The sequence below is a fragment of the Actinoplanes sp. NBRC 101535 genome (assembly GCF_030269225.1).
GTDB lineage: Bacteria > Actinomycetota > Actinomycetes > Mycobacteriales > Micromonosporaceae > Actinoplanes > Actinoplanes rectilineatus.
On the sequence record NZ_BSSY01000019.1, the window covers coordinates 33,878 to 54,239 of the forward strand.

Annotated in this window: 16 protein-coding genes and 1 riboswitch; of the genes, 3 read left to right on the forward strand and 13 right to left on the reverse strand. The window is 71.3% G+C overall.

Annotated features, from left to right (window positions below):
• The first annotated feature begins 14 nt into the window (after positions 1 to 14).
• A complete protein-coding gene (locus QSK32_RS36555; RefSeq protein ID WP_052720196.1) occupies positions 15 to 1,658 on the forward strand; it encodes a carbohydrate-binding domain-containing protein in 1,644 nt (547 codons plus the stop codon).
• Positions 1,659 to 1,699: 41 nt separating this feature from the next.
• Here the strand turns inward: QSK32_RS36555 and QSK32_RS36560 are convergent, their stop codons facing one another.
• The 7 genes from QSK32_RS36560 to acpS all read right to left on the reverse strand — a co-directional run bounded on the left by QSK32_RS36560 (position 1,700) and on the right by acpS (position 9,170).
• The gene (locus tag QSK32_RS36560; protein ID WP_285474514.1) at positions 1,700 to 2,770 is read right to left on the reverse strand and encodes a 3-oxoacyl-ACP synthase III family protein; all 1,071 of its coding nucleotides are present in this window, start codon (positions 2,768 to 2,770) and stop codon (positions 1,700 to 1,702) included.
• Positions 2,767 to 3,204 carry an acyl carrier protein gene (locus QSK32_RS36565; protein WP_045740748.1) on the reverse strand — a complete coding sequence of 146 codons (438 nt, stop codon included), beginning with the start codon at positions 3,202 to 3,204 and terminating at the stop codon, positions 2,767 to 2,769. Before QSK32_RS36565 ends, QSK32_RS36560 begins: the two co-directional genes overlap by 4 nt.
• A gap of 111 nt (positions 3,205 to 3,315) precedes the next feature.
• Positions 3,316 to 4,083: an SDR family NAD(P)-dependent oxidoreductase gene (locus tag QSK32_RS36570; RefSeq protein ID WP_045740747.1), complete on the reverse strand. Its 768-nt coding sequence runs from the start codon at positions 4,081 to 4,083 to the stop codon at positions 3,316 to 3,318.
• Positions 4,080 to 6,311: a beta-ketoacyl-[acyl-carrier-protein] synthase family protein gene (locus QSK32_RS36575; protein WP_285474515.1), complete on the reverse strand. Its 2,232-nt coding sequence runs from the start codon at positions 6,309 to 6,311 to the stop codon at positions 4,080 to 4,082. The genes QSK32_RS36570 and QSK32_RS36575 overlap by 4 nt, the downstream gene beginning before the upstream one ends.
• Positions 6,308 to 7,573: a beta-ketoacyl-[acyl-carrier-protein] synthase family protein gene (locus QSK32_RS36580; protein WP_045740745.1), complete on the reverse strand. Its 1,266-nt coding sequence runs from the start codon at positions 7,571 to 7,573 to the stop codon at positions 6,308 to 6,310. The genes QSK32_RS36575 and QSK32_RS36580 overlap by 4 nt, the downstream gene beginning before the upstream one ends.
• A complete protein-coding gene (locus QSK32_RS36585) occupies positions 7,570 to 8,805 on the reverse strand; it encodes a beta-ketoacyl-[acyl-carrier-protein] synthase family protein (RefSeq protein WP_285474516.1) in 1,236 nt (411 codons plus the stop codon). Before QSK32_RS36585 ends, QSK32_RS36580 begins: the two co-directional genes overlap by 4 nt.
• Positions 8,802 to 9,170, reverse strand: a complete 369-nt coding sequence (gene acpS, locus QSK32_RS36590) for a holo-ACP synthase (RefSeq protein WP_045740743.1) — start codon at positions 9,168 to 9,170, stop codon at positions 8,802 to 8,804. Before acpS ends, QSK32_RS36585 begins: the two co-directional genes overlap by 4 nt.
• A gap of 329 nt (positions 9,171 to 9,499) precedes the next feature.
• Positions 9,500 to 9,674: riboswitch (cyclic di-AMP (ydaO/yuaA leader) on the forward strand.
• A 55-nt stretch (positions 9,675 to 9,729) separates the two neighbouring features.
• On the opposite strand from acpS, the gene QSK32_RS36595 reads away from it, so the two are divergent.
• Entirely contained in the window at positions 9,730 to 10,236 is a 507-nt protein-coding gene (locus QSK32_RS36595; protein ID WP_285474517.1) for a LysM peptidoglycan-binding domain-containing protein, read from the forward strand.
• Positions 10,237 to 10,381: 145 nt separating this feature from the next.
• On the opposite strand, the gene QSK32_RS36600 is transcribed toward QSK32_RS36595, so the two are convergent.
• Complete coding sequence (locus QSK32_RS36600; protein WP_285474518.1) at positions 10,382 to 11,221, reverse strand: ATP-grasp domain-containing protein; 840 nt, start codon at positions 11,219 to 11,221, stop codon at positions 10,382 to 10,384.
• A 177-nt stretch (positions 11,222 to 11,398) separates the two neighbouring features.
• Entirely contained in the window at positions 11,399 to 13,195 is a 1,797-nt protein-coding gene (locus QSK32_RS36605; protein WP_083448827.1) for a PAS domain S-box protein, read from the reverse strand.
• Between the two features lie 1,057 nt (positions 13,196 to 14,252).
• Between QSK32_RS36605 and QSK32_RS36610 the strand changes: the two genes are divergently transcribed.
• On the forward strand, positions 14,253 to 15,143 hold the full coding sequence (locus tag QSK32_RS36610) for an aminoglycoside phosphotransferase family protein (RefSeq protein WP_285474519.1): 891 nt from the start codon (positions 14,253 to 14,255) through the stop codon (positions 15,141 to 15,143).
• On the opposite strand, the gene QSK32_RS36615 is transcribed toward QSK32_RS36610, so the two are convergent.
• The 4 genes from QSK32_RS36615 to QSK32_RS36630 form a co-directional block, all read right to left on the reverse strand.
• Positions 15,128 to 16,315 (reverse strand): pentapeptide repeat-containing protein, encoded by a 1,188-nt coding sequence (locus tag QSK32_RS36615; protein WP_285474520.1) that lies wholly within the window; start codon positions 16,313 to 16,315, stop codon positions 15,128 to 15,130. The two genes, QSK32_RS36610 and QSK32_RS36615, sit on opposite strands and share 16 nt — an antisense overlap.
• A gap of 135 nt (positions 16,316 to 16,450) precedes the next feature.
• Positions 16,451 to 16,753 (reverse strand): hypothetical protein, encoded by a 303-nt coding sequence (locus QSK32_RS36620; protein WP_285474521.1) that lies wholly within the window; start codon positions 16,751 to 16,753, stop codon positions 16,451 to 16,453.
• A gap of 266 nt (positions 16,754 to 17,019) precedes the next feature.
• On the reverse strand, positions 17,020 to 18,243 hold the full coding sequence (locus tag QSK32_RS36625; RefSeq protein WP_285474522.1) for an MFS transporter: 1,224 nt from the start codon (positions 18,241 to 18,243) through the stop codon (positions 17,020 to 17,022).
• Between the two features lie 125 nt (positions 18,244 to 18,368).
• Positions 18,369 to 20,315, reverse strand: coding sequence for a DUF6461 domain-containing protein (locus QSK32_RS36630; RefSeq protein WP_285474523.1), 1,947 nt, complete (start codon positions 20,313 to 20,315; stop codon positions 18,369 to 18,371).
• Positions 20,316 to 20,362 lie beyond the last annotated feature (47 nt).

The following is a 20,362-nucleotide window of genomic DNA, read 5'->3' on the forward strand; positions in this document are numbered from 1 at the left end:
CGTAAGGAAGAATCGTGCGAAGACTCCCCCATCTCGCCGCCGTCAGCGCCGCCGCCCTCGCCGTCCTCGTGGTGCCGGCGGCACCCGCCCTCGCCGCCGGCCCCGCCGCGGCGGCGGCGCTCGCCGCCAACGTGGCCGACCACGACGTCGCCGCCGACCACACCTGGTCCGAGTCGGACGTCGCCGCGGTCACGCTGACCGGCACCTCCGCGACCACCACCAGCTCCAACGTGACCGTCTCCGGCAGCACCGTCACGGTGAACGCCGCGGGCACCTACCGCTTCGCGGGCTCCCTCACCAACGGCCAGATCGTGGTGAACAGCACCGGCTCCGGAGTGGTCCGGCTGATCCTCAACGGGGTGACGATCACCAACAGCACCACCGCCGCGATCAACGTCACCGCGGCCACCCGGGTCCTGGTCCACCTGCAGTCCGGCACCACGAACCGGCTCACCGACGGCACCACGTCGGTGGACGGCGCGCTGGTCTCCTCGTCGGACCTGACCATCGACGGCCCCGGCGCGCTGGTCGTCACCGGCAACGCCAACGACGGCATCGCCGCCAAGGACGGCCTGGTGATCACCGCCGGGACGATCACGGTGACTGCCAAGGACGACGCGATCCGCGGCAAGGACTACGTGGTCGTCGACGGCGGCACGATCACCGCGACCGGCAGCGCCGGCGACGGGATCAAGGCCGACAACGAGGAGAGCGCCACCGCCGGGTACGTCTGGATCGGCGGCGGCACGGTCAGCGCCACCGCGGCCGACGACGCGATCACCGGCCAGACCGACGTGCTGGTCAACGGCGGCACGATCACCGCGCGGACGTCGGCCGGCAAGGGCCTCAAGGCCGGCACCCTGGTGGCGATCAGCGACGGCCAGGCCACGGTGACCGCCACCGTCGACGACGGTCTGCACTCGGACGGCAACATCACCGTGGACGGCGGCAGCACCACCATCTCCAGCGGCGACGACGGCGTGCACGCGGAGAACATCGTGACCGTCGCCGGCGGCTCGGTGAACGTCACCAAGTCGGTGGAGGGCATCGAGGGCCTCAAGGTGTACTTCACCGGCGGCACCGCCGGCGCCACCGCCTCCGACGACGCGGTCAACGCCTCCGACCCGGCGTACGAGGAGATGCAGAACTCCCCCAATGCGCTGATCCAGGTCAGCGGCGGAACGGTGCTGGTCAACGGCGGCACCGACGGGCTGGACTCCAACGGCGCGCTCACCCTGACCGGCGGCAACGTGGTGGTCACCGGCTCCGCGACGCGCGGCGGCGGTGAGGGCGGCCTGGACTCCAACGGCGCGCTGACCATCACCGGCGGGACCGTGCTGTCGGCGGGCATCAGCGCCTCGACCAGCACACTCCCGACCGCGGGCCAGGGCTGGGTGCAGGTCACCTTCAGCGCCAACCAGGCGGCCGGCACGATCGTGCACCTGGCCACCACCTCGGGCACGCAGATCGCGACCTACCAGTCGACGAAGGCGTTCAAGAGCGTGGTCTTCTCGTCCAGCCAGATCACCCGGGGCACCGTCTACGCGGTCCGGACCGGGGGCAGTGTGTCGGGCACGGCCGTCGGCGGCGGCCTCTACACCGGAGGCACGTTGTCCGGCACCCAGGTCACCACGGTCACGGCAGGCGTGCGGTCGTAAGGGGTACGCGGTGAGAGCACTCCCGTGCTCTCACCGCTTCCTCACGGCATCGTCCAGTCGATGACAGCGCCCGCATAGATCCACTTGGTGGACTCGACGCCGACGACCATCACCCGGTCCCCGCGCCGGATCCGCCCGCTGCGCCACGCGTCGTCGAGGAAGAGCGGCACCGCGGCGCACCCGACCGCCCCCATCACCGGCAGGCTGTCGATCACCTTGCCGTCGAGGGCCTTCCAGGCGCCCTGGTCCAGGCCCTGGTCGGTGAGCGAGTCGCGCATCCAGCCGACGTTGCCCTCCGGGACCAGGCAGAGGTCGACGGTCTCGACGTCCACCTTCGCCGCGGCGAGCGTCGCGCCGATCCCCTCGATCACCATCTGCGGGGTGAAGTCGCCCGCCCCGACCACGTCGACCCGCAGGTCGACCAGGCGTTTGGCCTTCAGCTGCTCGGCGATCGGCGCGTGCGTGCCGCCGCCGACCGCGTGGATGCCCGGTTTGCGGTCCCCGCCGATGCAGGCCGTCGCCCCGGCCGAGACCCCGCCCGGCCCCTCCCCGGCCCGCATCACCAGCGCGCCCGCGCCGTCGCCGAACATGTAGACCGGGATCCGCTCGCGCATCCGGATCCTCGCCGGGTCCTGCCCGAGGAACACCGGGATCAGCACCGGCGAGATCGCCTCACTGCCGATCAGCAGGGCGGTCCGGTACGTCCCGTCGGCGAGGAACCGGCGGGCGATCTCCATGGCCTGGACCACCCCGGCGCCGCCGGACCGCAGCTCCATGGTGGCGCACCGGACCAGGCCCAGCCGCTCCTGCACCAGGTTGACCACCGGCGGCAGCACGTAGTCGGGGGTGCCGGTCGCCAGGATCATCAGGTCGATCTCGGCGGCGTCCACCCCGGCCGACTCCAGCGCCCGCTGCGCCGCCTTCAGCGCCATGTCCGAGTTGTTCTCGGACTGTGCGCCGGTGGCCGGGTCGGCGATCCAGTGCCGGCTCGTGATCGCCAGCCCCTCGAGGACGTCGGCGGGCAGCGGGCCGACCAGGCGTTCGATCTCCGATGTCGGGATCGGATCGCCGGGCTGATAGCCGCCGGTCCCGATGACGTGCACGTTCGTCATGCCGGCACCTCGGCCCGCTCCGGTGTGCCGGCCTCCATCGCGTCCACCGCCATCCGGTGGATCACCAGGTCGACCAGGTTGTCCACGGTGAACAGGCTCATCACCCTGCGGGCCTTCAGGGTGCCGCGCAGCTCGTCCGGGTCGATCTGCGGCATCACCCGCAGCAGCTGGGCCAGGCCCTTCTCGGTGATGATCTCGTCGGCGTCGCCGAACTCCTCGTCCGGGATGCCGCCCTGCACGTACTCGGCGAGCTGGGCCGCCTGGATCTTCACCTTGAGCGCGCGCTCCAGGCGGAACAGGATGTCCAGCAGGTCGATCGACTCGGCGCTGAGATCGTCGAGCAGGGTCGCGTCGGGGGTGACCTCGTCGGGCTCGGCGCCCAGACCGTCCACCACGGCGGTGGTGACGATCTCGGTGATCTCGTGACGGTCCATTGGTCTCTCCTTCTGTTGTCAGGGACGGCCCACGCCGAGGCCTCTGTAGTCAGCGACGGCCCACATCGGGGCCTCTGTTGTCAGCGACGGCCCACGCCGAGGCCTCTGTTGTCAGGGACGGCCCGCACCGAGTACGGCCGCCGCGCCGCCGTCCACGGTGAGCAGCGAGCCCGTCATGTACGACGACTCCGGCCCGGCCAGGAACCGGACCGCGTCCGCGATCTCCTCGGTCGTACCGAGCCGGCGCGCCGGAATCTGCTTTCTGATGCTCTTGCCGCCGTCCCCCTCGACCAGGGCGGACACCAGGTCGGTGGGGACGAACCCGGGCAGCACCGCGTTCACCCGGACACCGAACCGGGCGGCCTCCAGGGCCGCGCAGCGGGTGAAGGCGTTGACCGCGCCCTTGCTGGCGGCGTAGTTCGACTCGCCGATCCAGCCGCGTTCGCCCATCACCGACGAGACGTTCACGATCGCACCGGCGCCCTTCGCCATCAGGTGCGGCAACACCGCCCGGGTGCAGTGGAAGACCCCGCCGAAGTTGACCCGCATCACGTCCAGCCAGGCGTCCATCGCCATGTCGTAGAGCAGCGCGTCCTGGCTGACACCGGCGTTGTTGACCAGGATGTCCAGGCCGCCGAGCTCGCGGATCACCTGCTCGGTCATGGCGCCGACCTCGCCCGCGTCGGCCACGTCCCCGGCCACCGTGATCGCCCGGCCACCGTGCTCCTCGATGTCGCGGACCACGGACTTGGCGGCCCCCTCGGAACTGCGGTAGTTCACCGCCACCGCCACACCGTCGCGGGCCAGCCGGCGGCACACGGCGGCGCCGATGCCGCGGGAACCACCGGTGACCAGCGCCACCTGACCGGAAATGGTCATCCTCGGACCTCCCTGCGCAGCACCAGGCTGATCTCGGTGCTGCCGATCGACGTGCTGTTGACCACCGCGAGACCGGGACGGCCCGGGTGCTGGAGGGCGAGCGCCGTGCACAGGGCGCCGCCGGCCCCGACCGGATCACCGAGGACCCGCCGGGGCGAGAGCAGTTCGGGACCGCCCCCGGGGAACAGGCGCCGCAGCGCCCGGGACTCCGGGCGGGCCAGCGCACCCCGGCCGGTGGTGGCCAGCCACACCGAGCCGACGTCGGACGGCTGCGCACCGGCCTCGGCCAGAGCCGCGCTCATCGCCCGGAAGGTGGCGTCGCCCAGCCGGCTGCCGGGCTCCCGTCCCACCCGTCCGCTGCTGATCCCGCTGCCGGCCAGGGTGCCGAGGATCCGCGCGCCCCGGTGTTCCGCCGCCGACCGTCGTTCCAGGACCAGGCCCACACCGCCCTCGACCACGGTCAGGTCCAGGCCGGAGGAGGCGTACGCGTACCGCACCGACGGCGTGAGCACGTCGGTGGCCACGCACAGCAGCGTCTCGGCGTGGCCCATCCGCAGCAGGTCGGTCGCGTACATGCAGGCGGCCGGCCCGCTGGCGTGCCCGACGGTCAGGGTGGAGGTGGGCCCGTACAGGCCGAGGTGCAGGGCGATCTGCCCGGCGGCCTGGTTGTAGACGGTGTTCGGGAAGACGCCCGGGTCGGCGGCCGCGTGTCCTTCGGTGAGCACCGGCAGGCTGAACCGTTCCATCGCCTCCATCGGCCCGGTGCCGGTCCCGAAGATCACCCCGACCGACTCGGTGCCCGTCGTGAGGCCGGCATCGGCGAGCGCCCGGGCGGCCACCACCACGCTGACCATGCTCAGCCGGTCCATCCGGCGGCGTTCCTTACGGCTCAGGTAGGGGTCGACGTCCAGGTCGAGCATCGGGTCGTCCGGCGTCCGGCCGTCCCGCCAGGCCGCACGGACCTCGTCGGTGCTCTGCCCGGACGGGGTGAGCACGGCGGTGCCGGTGATCACCACCTCGTCGGTCACCGGGACCGGCGGCGCGGCCACCCTCCCCGGCCGGGCCAGCACCAGGGCCGCGTTGGCACCGGCGAACGCGAAGTTGTTCGACACCGCCACGTCCGTGGTCAGCGGCAGCGCGCCGTCGAAGACGTAGTTCAGATCGCACTCCGGGTCGCGTTCCCGGAAGTTCGCGGTGGGCGGCGCCACCCGGTCGGCCAGGGCCCGCGCGGTCACGATCGCCTCGACCGCGCCGGCCGCGCCGAGCAGGTGCCCGATCACCGACTTGGTGCTGCTCACCAGCAGACGGTCGGCGGCCTCGCCGTACGCCGCCCGGATCGCGAGGGTCTCCGCCACGTCGTTCTTCGGCGTCCCGGTGCCGTGCCCGTTGACGTAGCCGACCTGCTCCGGCCGCACACCGGACAGTCGCAGCGCGGACTTTATCGCGCGGGCCGCCCCGGAACCGTCCGGACGCGGCGCGGTCGGGTGGAACCCGTCGGCGGACAGCCCGTACCCGAGGATCTCGGCCACCGCGGGCAGTCCCAGCCGGTCCGCGGTCGCGGCGCGCAGCAGCAGCACCATGCCGCTGCCCTCGCCCAGCGAGAGACCCTCCCGGTTGCCGGAGTACGGGGCCGCCGGTGTCGGCGAGAGCGACTCGAGCGCGTTGAACCCGGCGAGCACCACGTCCGGCAGCGCGTCGGCGCCGCCGGCCAGCACCGCGTCGGCCCGGCCCAGCCGCAGCAGGTCGACGCCGAGCCCGATGGCGTTGGCGCCGGACGCGCAGGCGGTGTTGAGGGCGAGTACCGGCCCGGTGATCCCGAACGCGGTGGCCACCCGCTCGGCGATCGGCTGCGGCGTCACCAGCCGGGCCAGTTCCGGATCGCGGTCGCGCAGCCACGCCCGGCCGGAGAGCAGACCGCCGTTGCAGGTGCCGAGGACCAGGCCGATCCGCTCGCTGGCCACCGCACCGGCGGGTAGGGCGGCGAACGCCTCCGCCGTGGCCATCAGCGCGAAGTCGAGGGCCCGCTCGCGGAACCCGGACGGGCGCTGGTACTCCCAGCGGGCCGCGGGGGAACTGTCCGCCTCGCCGCCGATGTAGGAACCGCCGTAGCCCTCCAGCGGCCGGATCCGGACCCGGCCCGTGCGGGCGCCCTCCCAGAGGTCGGCGGCGGCCGGTCCCTGGGCGGTGACCGCCCCGAGTCCGGCGACGGCGACCCGGTCCCAGTTCACGGCGCGCCCACCACCAGCGCGACCTGCTGGCCCTCGAGGCCCCGGGCGATCGCCACCGCATGGCGTACCGGCGTCTGGCGGGCGGTCCGCGGCAGGTCGGTCAGCGGGCACTCCGGGTCCTGGCGGCGCAGGTTCGCGGTCGGCGGGATCGCCCCGGTGCCGACGGCCAGCGCGGCCACCCCGGCGTTCAGCGCGCCGGCGCCCGCGACGAGATGACCGGTGACCGGTTTGACGCCGCTCACCGGCGGCTGACCGCCGGCGCCGAACACCCCGGCCAGAGCCCTGGCCTCGGAGACGTCACCGAGTCCGGTGGCGCAGGCGTGCGCGGCCACGTACCCGACGTCGGACGGGTCCAGCCGGGCCTCCCGCAGCGCCGCCCGCACCGCGGCCTCCAGCGGGGCGCCGTCCGGGGCCGGGCAGAGCAGGCCGGTGCCGTCGAAGGTGCTGCCGAACCCGGTGACCTCCGCGTGCACCCGGGCGCCGCGACGGGTCGCCGACCCGTGTTCCTCCAGCACCAGCCAGGCCGAGCCATCACCCAGGACCGAACCGGAGCGTTCCGTGTCGTACGGCCGGAAGGCGTCCTCCTCCCGGGAGGTGGAGAGCACGCCCAGACCCTCCATCTTCGACAGGGTCCACCAGGACGCCGCGTCGTCGAAGCCCCCGGCGATCGCCACGTCACTCTCACCGCGACGGATCGACCGGAACGCCCGCCCGATCGCGGTCAGCCCGGCGTCCGCGGTGCCGTGGAAGTACGCGTTGGCACCGCGTACCCCGAACAGCTGGGAGATGTGGAACAGCGCGGCCGACTGCAGTCCTTCGACGTAGAACAGCGGATAGAACGCCGAGCGCGCGTTCTCGCCGAGCAGCAGGTGGTCGGCGGTGCCGTCGGCGGTCCGCGCCACCAGGCAGGCCTCCAGGAAGTGGTCCGGGTTCGACACCTCCTTGTTGCCGCCGACGAACACCGCGGCCCGCTCCGGGTCGCAGCTCTCCAGCGCCCCGCCCGCGTCCCGGACCGCCAGCACCGCACCGGCGATGGCGAGCTGGTCGTTGCGGGTGGTCGCCTTGAGCATCCGGCGCGGCGCGTAGTCACCGGCGTGGAAGTCCGGCAGTTCGGCGGCGTACCGGATCTCCAGCGAGGACGCGTCGTACCCCTTGATCGGGCCGATCGCGCTGCGCCCGGCGAGCATCGACGCCCAGCTCTGCTCCCAGCCGGTGCCGGCCGCGGTCAGCAGTCCGACACCGGTGATCACGACGCGTCTCATCGCAGCACCAGGCACGCGTTGGTGCCGCCGAACGCGAACGCGTTGACCAGGGTGGCCCGGACCCGCCGGGCGCGGGCCTCGTTCGGGGTGTAGTCCAGGTCCAGCTCCGGGTCCGGGTGCCGCAGGTTGACGGTGGGTGGCACCAGCTGCTCGCGTAGCGCGCCGATCGCGGCGATCAGGTTCACCCCGCCGGCCGCCGACGTCAGGTGACCGGTCATCGACTTCGGTGAGCTGATCGACAGCTCGTGGGCGTACGCCCCGAACAGCGCCTTGATCGCGGCGGTCTCGCTGGCGTCGTTGCCGGGTGTGCCGGTGCCGTGCGCGGCGATGTAGTCGATGTCCCGCGGGTCCAGCCCCGCGTCGGCGATGGCGTCGCGCATCGCGGTGATCGCGCCACCGCCGTCCGGCGGCGAATCGGTGATCCGGTACGCGTTGAGCGTCGACCCGTACCCCGCGAGCTCTGCTTTGATCTCCGCGCCCCGGGCCAGGGCCGCCTCCCGTTCCTCGAGCACGACGACGGCTGCGCCCTCCCCGAGGACGAACCCGGTGCGGGTGGCGTCGAACGGCCGGCAGGCCGCCTCCGGCTCGTTGTTGTGTTCCGTGGTCAGCGCCCCGAGCAGGGAGAACCCGAGCACGTCCATCCAGGTGGTGAGCGCGTCGAAGCCGCCGGCCAGCATCACGTCGGCGTCGCCCTCCTGGATCCGCCGGTACGCCTCGCCGACCGCGTGGGCGGAGCCCGCACACGCGGTGCTGACGCTGATCATCGGACCGGCGGCCCCGGCCAGCCGGGCGACCCAGGACAGCGCCACGTTCTGGCTGCGCAGCAGCACGTCCCGCGGGCTCTGCCGGGGGATGTCCGCGCCCCGGCTGCGCACCAGCCGGTACGCCATGTCGACGGCCTCCTGCAGCTCCGGACGGCCGACCGTCCCGCCGAGCGCGACCCCGCAGCGGTACGCGTCGCCGTCCATCACCCCGTCGCCGGCGTCCTGGACGGCCTCCTGGGCGGCGGCCACCACGAACGAGGCGGCCCGGGAGAGGTGGCGTCCGGGCACGCCCTCCGGTGCGGCGAAGTCACGGACGTGACCGGCGATGCGTACCTCGAAGGACCGGGCGTCGAAGGAGGTGAGCGGGCCCACCCCGTTGCGGCCGGCGGCCAGCCCGGCCCAGGTGGACGGGGCGTCGTTGCCCAGCGGCGTGACCGCGCCGAGCCCGGTGACCACGACCCGGTTCATGCGGCGCCGACCAGCATCGCCTGGGCGACCGCGTAGTCGCCGGTGTGCGACAACGTGATCTCGACGCGGCAGCCGCGGGCGTCGGCCAGGGCGCGGACGGCACCGTGCAGGCGTACCGAGGGGCGGCCGAGCGCTGCGTTGACCACTTCCACGTCGGTCCAGCGCATCGCCGGGCCGAGGCCGCTGCCGAGGGCCTTGAGGACGGCCTCCTTGGCGGCGAAGCGGGCGGCCAGATGAGGGTAACGGTCCCGTTTCGCCCCGCAGTAGTCCCGCTCGGCCGGGGTGAAGAGGTCGATGTCGGCGGTCGCGTGCTCGGTCAGGAGACGGCGCAGCCGCGACACCTGGACGATGTCGATTCCCACCACGTTCTTGCCTCGCTCTACGGTTCGATTCGGTGCTGCATGCACTGAACGCTCGACCGCGGGCCGTTGTACGGCGAAGCCGGAAATTTCCACCTCGCATCGCTCACAGCAAAACTTCAGCCCGGTGCAAGCTGGTCATTCAGCTGACAACAATAACTTTCACCGGTATAGCCGACATTTCGCTGATTTCTCTCATACCCGTTTTATCACTCCGTAAATAAGATCAAATCGGGCGAATACTGAGAAGAACGTCACTATCGACCACCGTGAGCTTGGCACCCGGCACATCGACGTGGTTACCGTCGTGGCCGTCCCGCAGTACGGCGGGCACCGAGGGCGGATCGCCGAATCCTGCCGCCGCCCCCGGACGCGACTCGACGGCAGGAGCGGGGGACCCAAGATTCTCGGCGCGTGACGACGCGCCTCGGGGTGAAGCCGCGTGATGCACCGGCCGGGCCACTCTGCCCGAACCCGACAGCTCACCTCGTAGGCGTGGAGGAAACCCATGTCTCGGATCGGTAGTAGACGAACGCGCCTTGCCCTGGTTCTGATCACCGCGGGCGTGACCGGAGCCGGCGTCCTGACCGGCGCAGCCCCGGCGAACGCCGCCACGGTGAACTGGGACAAGATCGCCCAGTGCGAGTCCGGCGGCCGGTGGCACATCAACACCGGCAACGGGTACTACGGTGGCCTGCAGTTCAGCCGCAGCACGTGGAAGTCCAACGGCGGCGGCAAGTACGCCGCCACCGCGAACAAGGCCAGCAAGAGCGAACAGATCACCATCGCACAGAAGCTGTACAAGAAGCGCGGACTGAGCCCCTGGCCGGTGTGCGGCAAGAAGGCCGGCGTCTACAAGAAGACGACCACGAAGGTCACCGCCCGCAAGACGGCCACCAAGACCACGGTGAAGGCGACCGGGAAGACCTACGTGGTCCGCTCCGGCGACACACTCGCGTCGATCGCCAAGAAATTCAAGGTCAAGGGCGGTTGGCGTACGCTGTACCGCCTCAACGACGACCGCCTGAAGAGCCCGAGTCTGATCTTCACCGGTCAGCGGATCCGGCTCTGACGGTGTTCTGACGTCCGCTTCGTGACGTCGACTTCGTGACGTCGTTCTCTGTGACGTCGGCGGGGTGGGGCGCCACTCCCCCGGGTTCCCCGCCCGCCTTCTCTTCTCCTCAGATGATCGCCTCTCCTCAGATGATCGCCTCTCCTCAGATGATCGCCCGGATCAGCCGGGACGCGTCCGCACTGGACGGGCGATCACTGACCTGCCCGTCCCCGATCTCCACCAGCCGCCAGCGCCCGTCCGTGCGCCGCACCAGATCCGCGGTCACGAACGGCGACGCCAACTCCCGGATCGCCGCCGCCACCACGGTCAGATCCACGTCACCCGGCAGCCGGTCGGGCGAATCCGGGTGCGCGCTGACCAGCCGGCACTCCCCGTCCACCCACCAGGTCCGGGCCTCAGCCCCACTGAAATCCTCGAACCGCCGCAACACGAACCCGCCGGTGAACTCGTCGTCGCGCAACTCCCGGAACCGCCGGGCCACCCGCCACGCCGCGTCGACGTCGGTCACGTCCGGGATGAAACACGCCTCGTCCCAATAGTGTTTCATCGACTTCGTCCAGTCCCGCAGCACGGCCGCCCCCTTGCCGAGCCCCGCGCACGCCTCCAGGAACCCGTCCCGCCCGTCCCCCTCGGTCCACACACTCTCCGGCGTGCAGTCCTGCGCAGCCGGATACCACCCCGGCAGCTCGTGCCCCCGCCGGTAATCCTCGGCCCCGGTCCGCAACCGCACCCCACGCCGCTCCAGAGCCGCCGCGAACCCGGCGTAATCCCCACTCCGCAGCATCCATCCGCGATAGACGGCGCCGTCCCCCGCCGGCACCCGCGCGACAGCGGCGTCCGCGGCCTGCGCCGTGCCCCGGGTCAGCGCATCGTGATCGACCACCGCGACCGGCATCCCCGCCGCCCGGGCGGCCGCCGCCTCCCCCGCGAAATGCTCATCAGGCCGTCGGGGACGCAACACGTCGCAGGGAACCAGCAGCATGCCGAGATCATGCCAGGGCCAGCCTTCCGCACACCCCTGAACCCACCCGGCCGTGCACCCTCCGCCAGCACACCCGCCCTCGACGCGGAGTCACCCCGTACCGCTCCACCGCCGCCCTCACGCGATGGGCGCCTCGGTCTGAGCCCTGCGTCGATCGCCGGTGGGCGGCGCCGCCCCTCACGCGATGGGCGCCTCCCTCAGAAGGGATCGCGGGGAGCCCGGCCTCGTACCCTGGACCGCGGCATGCAACGCCAGAGACGGCGTGGCCGGACGATGCCGGCTGACGGCGTGCCGAACCGCGGTGAGCAGTTCAGTACGGGTGAAAGGTTTCTCGAGCAGGTTCGTATCCGGGTCGAGAAACCCCTTGTCCGCAAGGAAAGGGGTGGCATACCCGGACATGAACAACACCTGGGCATGCGGCTGGACGGCACGGATCCGCCCAGCGAGCTCGGATCCGAAGATCCCCGGCATCACCACGTCGGTGAGCAGCAGGTCGACCGACAGATCCGGCTCCGATGCCACGGTGACCGCTTCGGCGGTGCTTTCAGGAGCCACGACACGGTAACCGGCGGCCAGGAGAAGCCGACGACACACTTGGCGCAGTGCCGGTTCGTCCTCGAGGAGGAGCACCGTCTGACCGGACCCGTGAAGATCGACGGGAGTCTCGTCGGCCGCGAGGGCGTACGCGGGACGTTCAGTGACCGGCAGCATGATGTCGATGGTGGTCCCGACGCCCTCATCGGAGGTGATCCCGACGGTGCCGCCCGCAGACGTGACGATGCCGTAGACCATGGCCAGGCCGAGACCGGTGCCGCGCCCCGGCGCCTTGGTGGTGAAGAACGGCTCGAAAACCCGATCGATCACCTCCCGAGGCATTCCTGTGCCGGTGTCGCTGACCCTCAACCGGACGTATTCTCCCGGCGTCGACGAGGGGAAACCGGACACGTACTCCCCGTCGACCACGACATCCGCCGTCTCGATGATCAGACCGCCACCGTCCGGCATCGCATCACGCGCATTGACGGCCAAGTTGACCAGAATCTGTTCCAACTGTCCCGCATCGATGAGGACGGGTTTGCATTCCGCGGAACAGCGCGTGTTCAGGACGATGTGCTCACCGAGGGAACGGAGCAACATCGCCTCGACGTCTCGTACCACCTCGGAGACGTCGACGACGACGGGCCGGGCGACATCCTGCCGGGCGAAGGCCAGAAGCTGCCTGGTCAGGCTCGCACCACGGTGGGCCGCACGTTGAATCTGCGTCCCGTCCCGGTGGAGGTCGTGCAGCCAGGAGACGTCCGCCGGATCGCCCCCGGACGAGGCCAGGCGTTCGGCGGAGATGTCGGTGATGAACTCGGCGAAGTTCATGATGATGGAGAGAAGATTGTTGAAATCGTGCGCGATGCCCCCGGCGAGCTGGCCGAGGGACTCCATCTTCTGAGCCCTCTGCAACTGGTTCTGCAGACGCTCCCCCTCGGCCTCCTCGCGGAGTCGTTCCCTTTCTGATTCCATTCTCAATCGTTCGCTGACGTCGCGGACCGCAGCGGAGACGAGAAGTCCGGAATCCGTACTCAGACCACTGAGACTGATCTCAGCCGGGAAAACGGTGCCATCCTTGCGCCGCGCGAGAAGCGGCTCTCCCCCACCCATGGCACGATGCTCCGGAGCGGTGAAATAGCGCTGTCTGATGGCACGATGCCTCTGCGTCATGTGCTCGGGAAGAAGGATTTCGACGCGCCGTCCCGCCAATTCGCCCCGATCGTATCCGAAGAGGTGGGAGGCCTGCCTGTTGGAGAAGACGATGACTCCCTCCTGGTCGACCCCGAGCATCGCATCAGGAGCGGAGTCGATGAGCTGCTCGAAAAGAGCATCGCCGACCCTGGTAGATCCCCTGTTCGATTTTCGCCGCCGTGAACCGGACAATTCGATCCCCCTGACCGGTCGCGCCGACCGCACTTCCCGGCGATTCCACATCAAGCTGAATGCAATACTGTGAGGATTTCCGCCAGGCGGCCCCGCAGAGGCTGGCAGTGGAGAAAATCTACCCTACGGAATCTTCCGCGTCCGCGATTCCAGAAAAGCATATCCTCAGACAGATCGGCGCCGCGGAACACCGGAAGACTGTGCCCTGTATCGAACGTGCCTCCCCCAGCGGGCCGCCAGGCGGCGACCGTGCAATGCGGCTTGGAAGTTGATCAAAGCTGTGACCAGCAACTATGCGGTCCCCTTCGCCGTGGCGATTCGTCGGCCGTTGGCGGTGACCGGTGACCGGTGACCGGTGACCGGTGACGGTCGCATCAGTGCGGCTCAGCCGTTTGTCGCAGCGTGGGGCCACGTCCAAGGTCAACTTAGGCTGGGCGGCATCGCGCGACTGCCGGCCGTCGCCCACGGTCGTTTCCGACTCGCGGACCGACCACAGCCAACGGCCAAGCCAGCCGAGCCGTCGACCACAGCTACACGAGAGGCAGAAAACAGCCACCGACGACGGCTCCGCCCCTCCCAGCCGTCACCCACGGTCGCTTCCGACTCGCAGACCGACCACAACCGACGGCCAAGCCAGCCGAGCCGTCGACCACAGCTACACGAGAGGCAGAAAACAGCCACCGACGACGGCTCCGCCCCTCCCAGCCGTCACCCACGGTCGCTTCCGACTCGCAGACCGACCGTGGCCGACGGCCGGGGGTGGCCGGAACGCCACCGAACCCATTCCGATCTTGGCGACGGCCCCGGGGAAGCCGCGAGTGGCTGAACGGCGCCGACGCACGAGGCGCCCGGAGACGGCACCCGGCAGACGTGATCGCAGCCGCAGCCGAGTCGACGGTCGCCTCCGTCGCCGCCGCACACCAGAACGGGTGGCCAGCGCCCGGCCCGGACAACCAGCCGATGCCACCTGGGGAGCGGCGGAGCGGGCACGATCAGGCGACGGCGTGCTCTCACATCGAAGCGGAGACCCGGACCTTGACGAGGCCGCATCGTCGCATCCCATCGACGGCGGACGGGGCGCGCGCAGCGTACCCCCTAATGTGACGACATGCTGGAGCCGCCGCAGGACGTCGATGACGCCGCAGTGCTCGCGGCCCTGGCCGCCGGATGGGGTGTGCGCGCCGGGCGGGCGGACTATCTGCCGGTGGGTGCGGGCAGCCACCATTGGACCGCCGATGGACTGTTTCTGAAGGTCGACCGGGAGTCGGCGGCGGTGCGCCGGTCGCTGGAGACGGCGCGGGCGTTGCGGCTCGACTTCGTGCTGGCGCCGTTGCCCACACGGGACGGCGGCATCCTGCAGCCGGTGGCCCCCGGGTGGACCATGGCAGCGTTTCCGCTGGTGGACGGGGTTGCTGGAGAGTTCGGTCCGCATCCGCCGGAGGACCGTCCCGAGATCGCCGCGATGCTCACCGAACTGCACCGGTCCACGCCGAGGGTCGCGCACCTGGCGCCGCGCATCGCCCTGCGCCTACCCGGACGCAACGATCTCCTGACCGCGCTGGCCGAATCGGATCGTCCGTGGACGTCCGGTCCGCAGGCCGAACCCGCCCGTGCCCTGCTGCGCCGTCACGCCGACCGTCTCCACGGCTGGCTGGCCGATTTCGATCGGCTCACGGCGACGCTTCCGCCACCGGACGCGTGGGTGGTGACGCACGGCGAGCCACATCCCGGCAACGTGCTGCGCACCGCGGACGGCCTCACACTGATCGACTGGACGACGGTCGGGATCGCCCCACCGGATCGGGATCTGTGGATGCTCACCGACGCGTTCGCCGACCTCGCGACGCCGGTCCGTGAACCGTCCCCGGTCGCGTTCTACCAGCTCGGATGGATCCTCGCAGACGTCGCCGCGTTCACCGCCGACCTGCGCCGCCCGCACGGTGACGGCCCCGACGAGGCCGCGGCCCTGCGATACCTCGGCGGCTATCTGGAAGGCTGATCGTGGAAGGTCGCCGTCCCCCGACCGGCGCCCAGATCGAGCACCAGCCGATCCCAGCCCGCCGGATCCAGCACGGTCGTGCCGTGGAACTGCGCCCCGGCGAAATGCGCCACACCGCCCGCGCAGCCGGTCAGGTCGACATCGATCAGGGTGGCCCCGGATAGCCGCAGGTGCAGCCCCTCCCACCGGCCGGGCCGCAGCCGCGCCGCGATCACCCGCTGGGCCCTCCGGCGGGCCTCGATCTGCCGGTCCTGCTCAGCGGTCCGCCGCGCGGTCAGATCAAACCGCAGCGGGGTACGCAGGAAAGCACTCACCGCGTCGACCACCGCCTGGCGCCGGCCCGGGTCCGCATCCCCGATCTCGGCCAGCGCCTCCGGGTCCGCGCGCAGCTCCCACTCCGGTCCCGCAACGATCACGCCGTCGCGCACCTCCCAGCCCCACGGCAGGGTCACGTCGTCAGCGGCTGTCCGCGCCCCCTGCAGCTCGACCTGTGGTGAATCCAGATGAGTCGTCCCGCCGAACCGGACGTCCCGGAAGTCCGCGGCAGCCGCGAACCGGGCCTTGCCGAACCAGGCCGTCCCCGCGAACACGGCTTCCCGGAACGACACCGGCGCCCCGAAACGCACACCGTCGCCGCCCTCGAGATATCCCTGGTACTCACCCATCACCACGGCCACCGGCCACCGCGGGTCGGCCTCGTTGAGCTCGTCCCAGGGCTGCGGCCGGATGTCGTCGACCGTGTCCCAGGCCTCGTCGTCCTCCCAGAGCTCCTCTTCGCCCCGCCCGAACCAGGCCATGTCCCGGAATTCGGCCCCGGCGAACGAGGTCTCACCATGGAACCGGGCCCGCCCGAACACCGCGAGAGTGTCGAACCGGGCCCGCTCGAAATGCGTCTCCCCGTCGAACACGGCCCGCGCGAAGATCGCCTCCCCGTCGAACACCGCCCCGGCGAACGAGGTCCGCCCCTCGAACCGGGCGTCGGCGAAGTTCACCGCCCCGAACCGCCCACCGGCGAAGTCCACGTCACGCAGCGTCGCACCGGAAAGATCCAGCTCGACACCTTTGAGAGCGGTCAGCGCCCGCACCGCGGCCCGCTTACGCGCACCGTCACCGCCCTGGTCCCGCAGCACGGCGACATAGTCCGCCGCCCGCTGGTGATCACCCGAACTCACACACTCACAGTAATCGACGATCAGCCGCCGTCCGATGTGACCCGTTGCACTCACGGCCGGGGCTGCGCTCCCTCTCCGCCTCCGGAGCCGCGCGCAGGGTGGCGACCGTCTCGTATCCCAGAGCCTGCCTGCGGATCAGAACTGGCCGGGTGTCTCCAGCCGCCGGTAGAAGGTCATCCGCGGCGGCTCGGTCGCGCCGACCGCCTCGACGAGGCGGTGGGTGTCCGGCTGGGTGGCGAAGAACTGATGAAAACCCGCCTCGTCCGGCCATTCATCGATCACGATAACCTCGCCGTCCCCGGCGGCGAACATGTGCCGGGTGCAGCCGAGCGCCTTGCCCGCCTCGGCGATACCGTCCATCAGCTCCGGTTCGGCGGCGGCGAACCGTTCGAGGGCGGCGGGATCGCCGTCCAGGCGCAGAACCATGATGACCGACATGTGACCTCCGGGGGCCGGACGAATGGACTCCGGTCAGGATGATCGGCGGCCCACGCCGGGGCGGTGTGTCCGGCCGGCGTTCACCGGCCCGGGTGACGGGCCGGTGTCCCCGGATCGACGGCAAGGCCGGGCACTCCCCTAAACGTGCCCGCCCGACCCGGCGCAAGGTGCCGGCCGACTCGGCAAGACCGAGCGCTCCCCGAAACGCGCCTTCCCCACCCAGCGCAAGGAGCCGGCCCGCTCGGCCTGGACGGGTGAGACGCGGCCTACGAGCCGGGCGGGGAGTCCGCACGGGCAGCAGTCCGCTCGGTCGGCCGGGCGGACCGGCGCATCACGCCTCCGCTCGCGGCGACCAGCGCCGCCAGGATCACCGGGATCCACAGGGCAGCGGACAGGCCGACCACGGTGGCCGCGGCTCCGATGAGAATCGGCCCGACGAGGAAACCGACGTACCCGATGCTCACCACGGTGGACAGGTCACGTCCCGACCGCTGCGCGTCTCTGCTGCCCACGATGGAGAACACCTGCGGGGCGATGCAGGACAGCCCGAGTCCGAGCAGGCCGAACCCGGTGACCGCGGCGACGGGGCGGTCCAGCAGGAGCCCCACACCGAGCCCAGCGGCGGCGACGATCCCTCCGGCGCGGACCAGCGTGACCGGTCCCAGGCGGGCCACCAACCGGTCGCCGAAGACCCGGCCCACGGTCATCATGATCGAGAAGGCCGCATAGCCGTACGCCGCAAAGCCCGCCGTGGACAGCAGGTCGTCCCGTAGGTAGACAGCACTCCAGTCGGCCGCCGCACCCTCACCGACCAGGGTGCAGAGCACGAGCACGCCGAAGTAGAACACCAGCAGCGACCGTCCCCCGGACGGTCCACCGGCACCCGATTCCGTCTCCGCCGGCGGACCGGTCATCCGGGACGGCAGCACCCACGCGGCCACCCAGCCGGCCAGGAGCAGCACCCCCGCCCCGCTCACCAGGAAGGTCGTGCCGACGCTGACGCCCTCGTGCGCGAACCGGCCGCCGATCAGGGCGCCGGCGAACCCGCCGATGCTGTAGATCGCGTGGAACGAGGACATGATCGGGGCACCCCAGGCGCGCTGGACCTCGACCGCGTTGGCGTTCATCGCGATGTTGAGCGTGCCGTGGGCCGCGCCGAACAGGAAGACCGCGCCGCACAACCAGGCCGGCGAACCGGTGAACCCGGCGGCGGCCAGCAGCACCCCCTCGGCCACAGCGGCGACCACCAACAGGCGGGAACTGCCGACCCGGTCGGAGGCACGGCCGAGCAGGGCCAGTCCGAGAATGCAACCGGCGGCGAAGGAGAGCAGCACGAAAGTCAGACCGCCGTCGGACAACCCCAGCTTCTCCTTGATCGCCGGGATGCGCGCGGTCCACACTCCCAGCGCCGTTCCGAACAGCAGGAAGGCGAGCGAGGTGGCTGTTCGCGCCCGGCGCAGGCGTCGACGTCCGGTCGAACCCGTTTCCATCGACTCCTCCAGATTTCGTCGCGCTGAACAGGCGAAACCGCCATCGATCAAGGAGATTCCGGAACGCCACCCCCGGCCGTGCGACTGGACCTCCGGCAGAACGGCGGACACTCACCGAGCACGGCTCATGGTTCCAGTCGGTAGCAGGTGTCAGCGGCCTCGACTGCGGTCATGTCGGCGGCGGTGAAGGCGTGGCCGGTGAAACGTTCGACCGCCACCAGTCCTTTCTGAGCGCGGTCGAACGGGACGGCGAAGTCCAGGCCGGCCACGAACTCGGACGCCTCCGGCGGGGTCCGGTCGTCGCCCCACGGTTCGAAGGCGGCCAGCAACTCGCCGCGCTCGGCGAAGGAGAGACGGGTGAGGGCGTTGACGTTCCAGAACATGCTGGCCGCCCGGCCGTGGACCGACACCGCGCGCAGCACCGACCGGTCGGCGCCCTGGTAGCCGTTCTCCTCCACCACGACGATGGCATCACCGGCGTCCAACGCGGCGATCCACCGGGGTACCGGTCCGCCGCGACCTCTCATCAAGGCTTGTCGTATCCGGTCGAGCGGTTCCGGCCGGTCCGGGTCGGCCCCGAACGCACGCAGCACACCGGCGAGTGGAAGCCCGGTCACGACGGTGACCGTCGCAGCCATGCCGAGAGCGGTGCGGCTCACCCAGCGGTAGGCATGCTCCGGTGGCACCGGCCGTACCGGCTCGGGTTCGCCGCGGAGCCGGTGACCGAGCCTGTCGAAGCGGCGATGCACCATCTGCGACACCGCGACGGCGATGGCCTCGACGGATATGGCAGGCGCTACGGGTGAGGTGGCGGGCGCTACGGGTGGTGAGGTGGCGGGCATGGCCGGGACCGCGGGCACGCCGATCGCGGCCGGAACCGCTGAGGCGGCTGGAGCAGCAAGCACCGCCGGCGTGGTGCGGTCGGCCCAGACGACCAGCCGGTAACGCTCGTAGGCGGCGTCCCCGTCGTCGCGGCCGCGGGCGTGCACGCGGACCCGGTAGGCGCCGGGCCAGGGCGGGGTCACGCCGGCCGACGCGGGCCCACCGACGCGGGCCGGCACGGAACCCCCGATCGCGGCTGACGACGGACCGCTGGGGTGGGCCGGTGTGACCAGCGATGCCCCGCCCTCGGTGGCATGCCAGCTCACCTCCACGACATCGGGCCAGTGCGGGTCCACCTCGGTGGGTGCTTCGGCGAGCACGACGAACTCGACGGAGACGGTGCCCTCGGCGATCCTGGTCCGGATGACCACGCCGCCAGGGACGACGGCGACCAGGCCGTTGCCGGAGAAGTCAGCGTCCGGGCAGGTCCCGTCCTCGGACAGGCCGAAACGGTGTCCCGCCACGACAGCCTGGGTGTAGGCCTGCTGGGGCAGCAGATATTCGGCACGGATCTTGGCGCGGAGCGCCTGCGGGTAGGCCGCGGGCATCGACGACTCTCGCAGCAGCAACACGGCCACGCCGATCGCGAGGCCGACCGTGGCGGGGACCCGGGCGATGATCGGGGCCGGGCCCACCTGATGGATCACGCTGCCCGCGACCGTGACCGCCAGAGCCAGGTGAGCGGCACCGTGCCGGCCGGCGATGGCGGCCTCGTCAACGCCGCTCGACATGTCACTGAGCAGGGCCGCGACGGCCGGGTCGGTGGCGACCACGCGGGCCAGAGCCACCATCCGGGCAGCGGCACCCGGATGGATCCGCTCCAGCAGGGCCGCCGCCTCCGCCGCCTCGCTCTGCAGGCCGGGCATGGAGGTCACCCCCAGGTATCGACCATCGGGCGGTGGACCGGTCACTCCCTCGGCCAGGCCCGCCTCGGCACTCCAGGTCTGGCCGGCGAGATGCAATTCGAGTGCGCCGAGCAGTCGTTCCGCAGGCAGGGCGCCGACCGCCCGCAGCTCCTCGACGGCCGGATCGTCCGCAACGGGATGCGGCGAGGTCGGCGGGGCGAGGGAACCGGCCGGACCCGTGATCAGGGAGCCCAGCCGCGGTGCCGGTGACGGCCGCGCAGGCCGGGGAACGATCGTCGCGGAAGCCGCGACGGCCGGACGCGGTGACGGCCTCGCGGGCGTCACCGCTGACGTCCGTCCGGAGGAGTGGGGGGCATCTTTCCCCTCCGACA

What these genes read in the sequence shown, in the direction of transcription:
- QSK32_RS36570 (WP_045740747.1), bottom strand. Translation starts at nt 4,083, where the DNA reads ATGACCATTTCCGGTCAGGTGGCGCTGGTCACCGGTGGTTCCCGCGGC.
- QSK32_RS36620 (WP_285474521.1), bottom strand. Translation starts at nt 16,753, where the DNA reads ATGTCGGTCATCATGGTTCTGCGCCTGGACGGCGATCCCGCCGCCCTC.
- QSK32_RS36585 (WP_285474516.1), bottom strand. Translation starts at nt 8,805, where the DNA reads ATGAACCGGGTCGTGGTCACCGGGCTCGGCGCGGTCACGCCGCTGGGC.
- QSK32_RS36610 (WP_285474519.1), top strand. Translation starts at nt 14,253, where the DNA reads ATGCTGGAGCCGCCGCAGGACGTCGATGACGCCGCAGTGCTCGCGGCC.
- QSK32_RS36560 (WP_285474514.1), bottom strand. Translation starts at nt 2,770, where the DNA reads ATGACGAACGTGCACGTCATCGGGACCGGCGGCTATCAGCCCGGCGAT.
- QSK32_RS36565 (WP_045740748.1), bottom strand. Translation starts at nt 3,204, where the DNA reads ATGGACCGTCACGAGATCACCGAGATCGTCACCACCGCCGTGGTGGAC.
- QSK32_RS36580 (WP_045740745.1), bottom strand. Translation starts at nt 7,573, where the DNA reads ATGAGACGCGTCGTGATCACCGGTGTCGGACTGCTGACCGCGGCCGGC.
- QSK32_RS36605 (WP_083448827.1), bottom strand. Translation starts at nt 13,195, where the DNA reads ATGTGGAATCGCCGGGAAGTGCGGTCGGCGCGACCGGTCAGGGGGATC.
- QSK32_RS36625 (WP_285474522.1), bottom strand. Translation starts at nt 18,243, where the DNA reads ATGGAAACGGGTTCGACCGGACGTCGACGCCTGCGCCGGGCGCGAACA.
- QSK32_RS36600 (WP_285474518.1), bottom strand. Translation starts at nt 11,221, where the DNA reads ATGCTGCTGGTTCCCTGCGACGTGTTGCGTCCCCGACGGCCTGATGAG.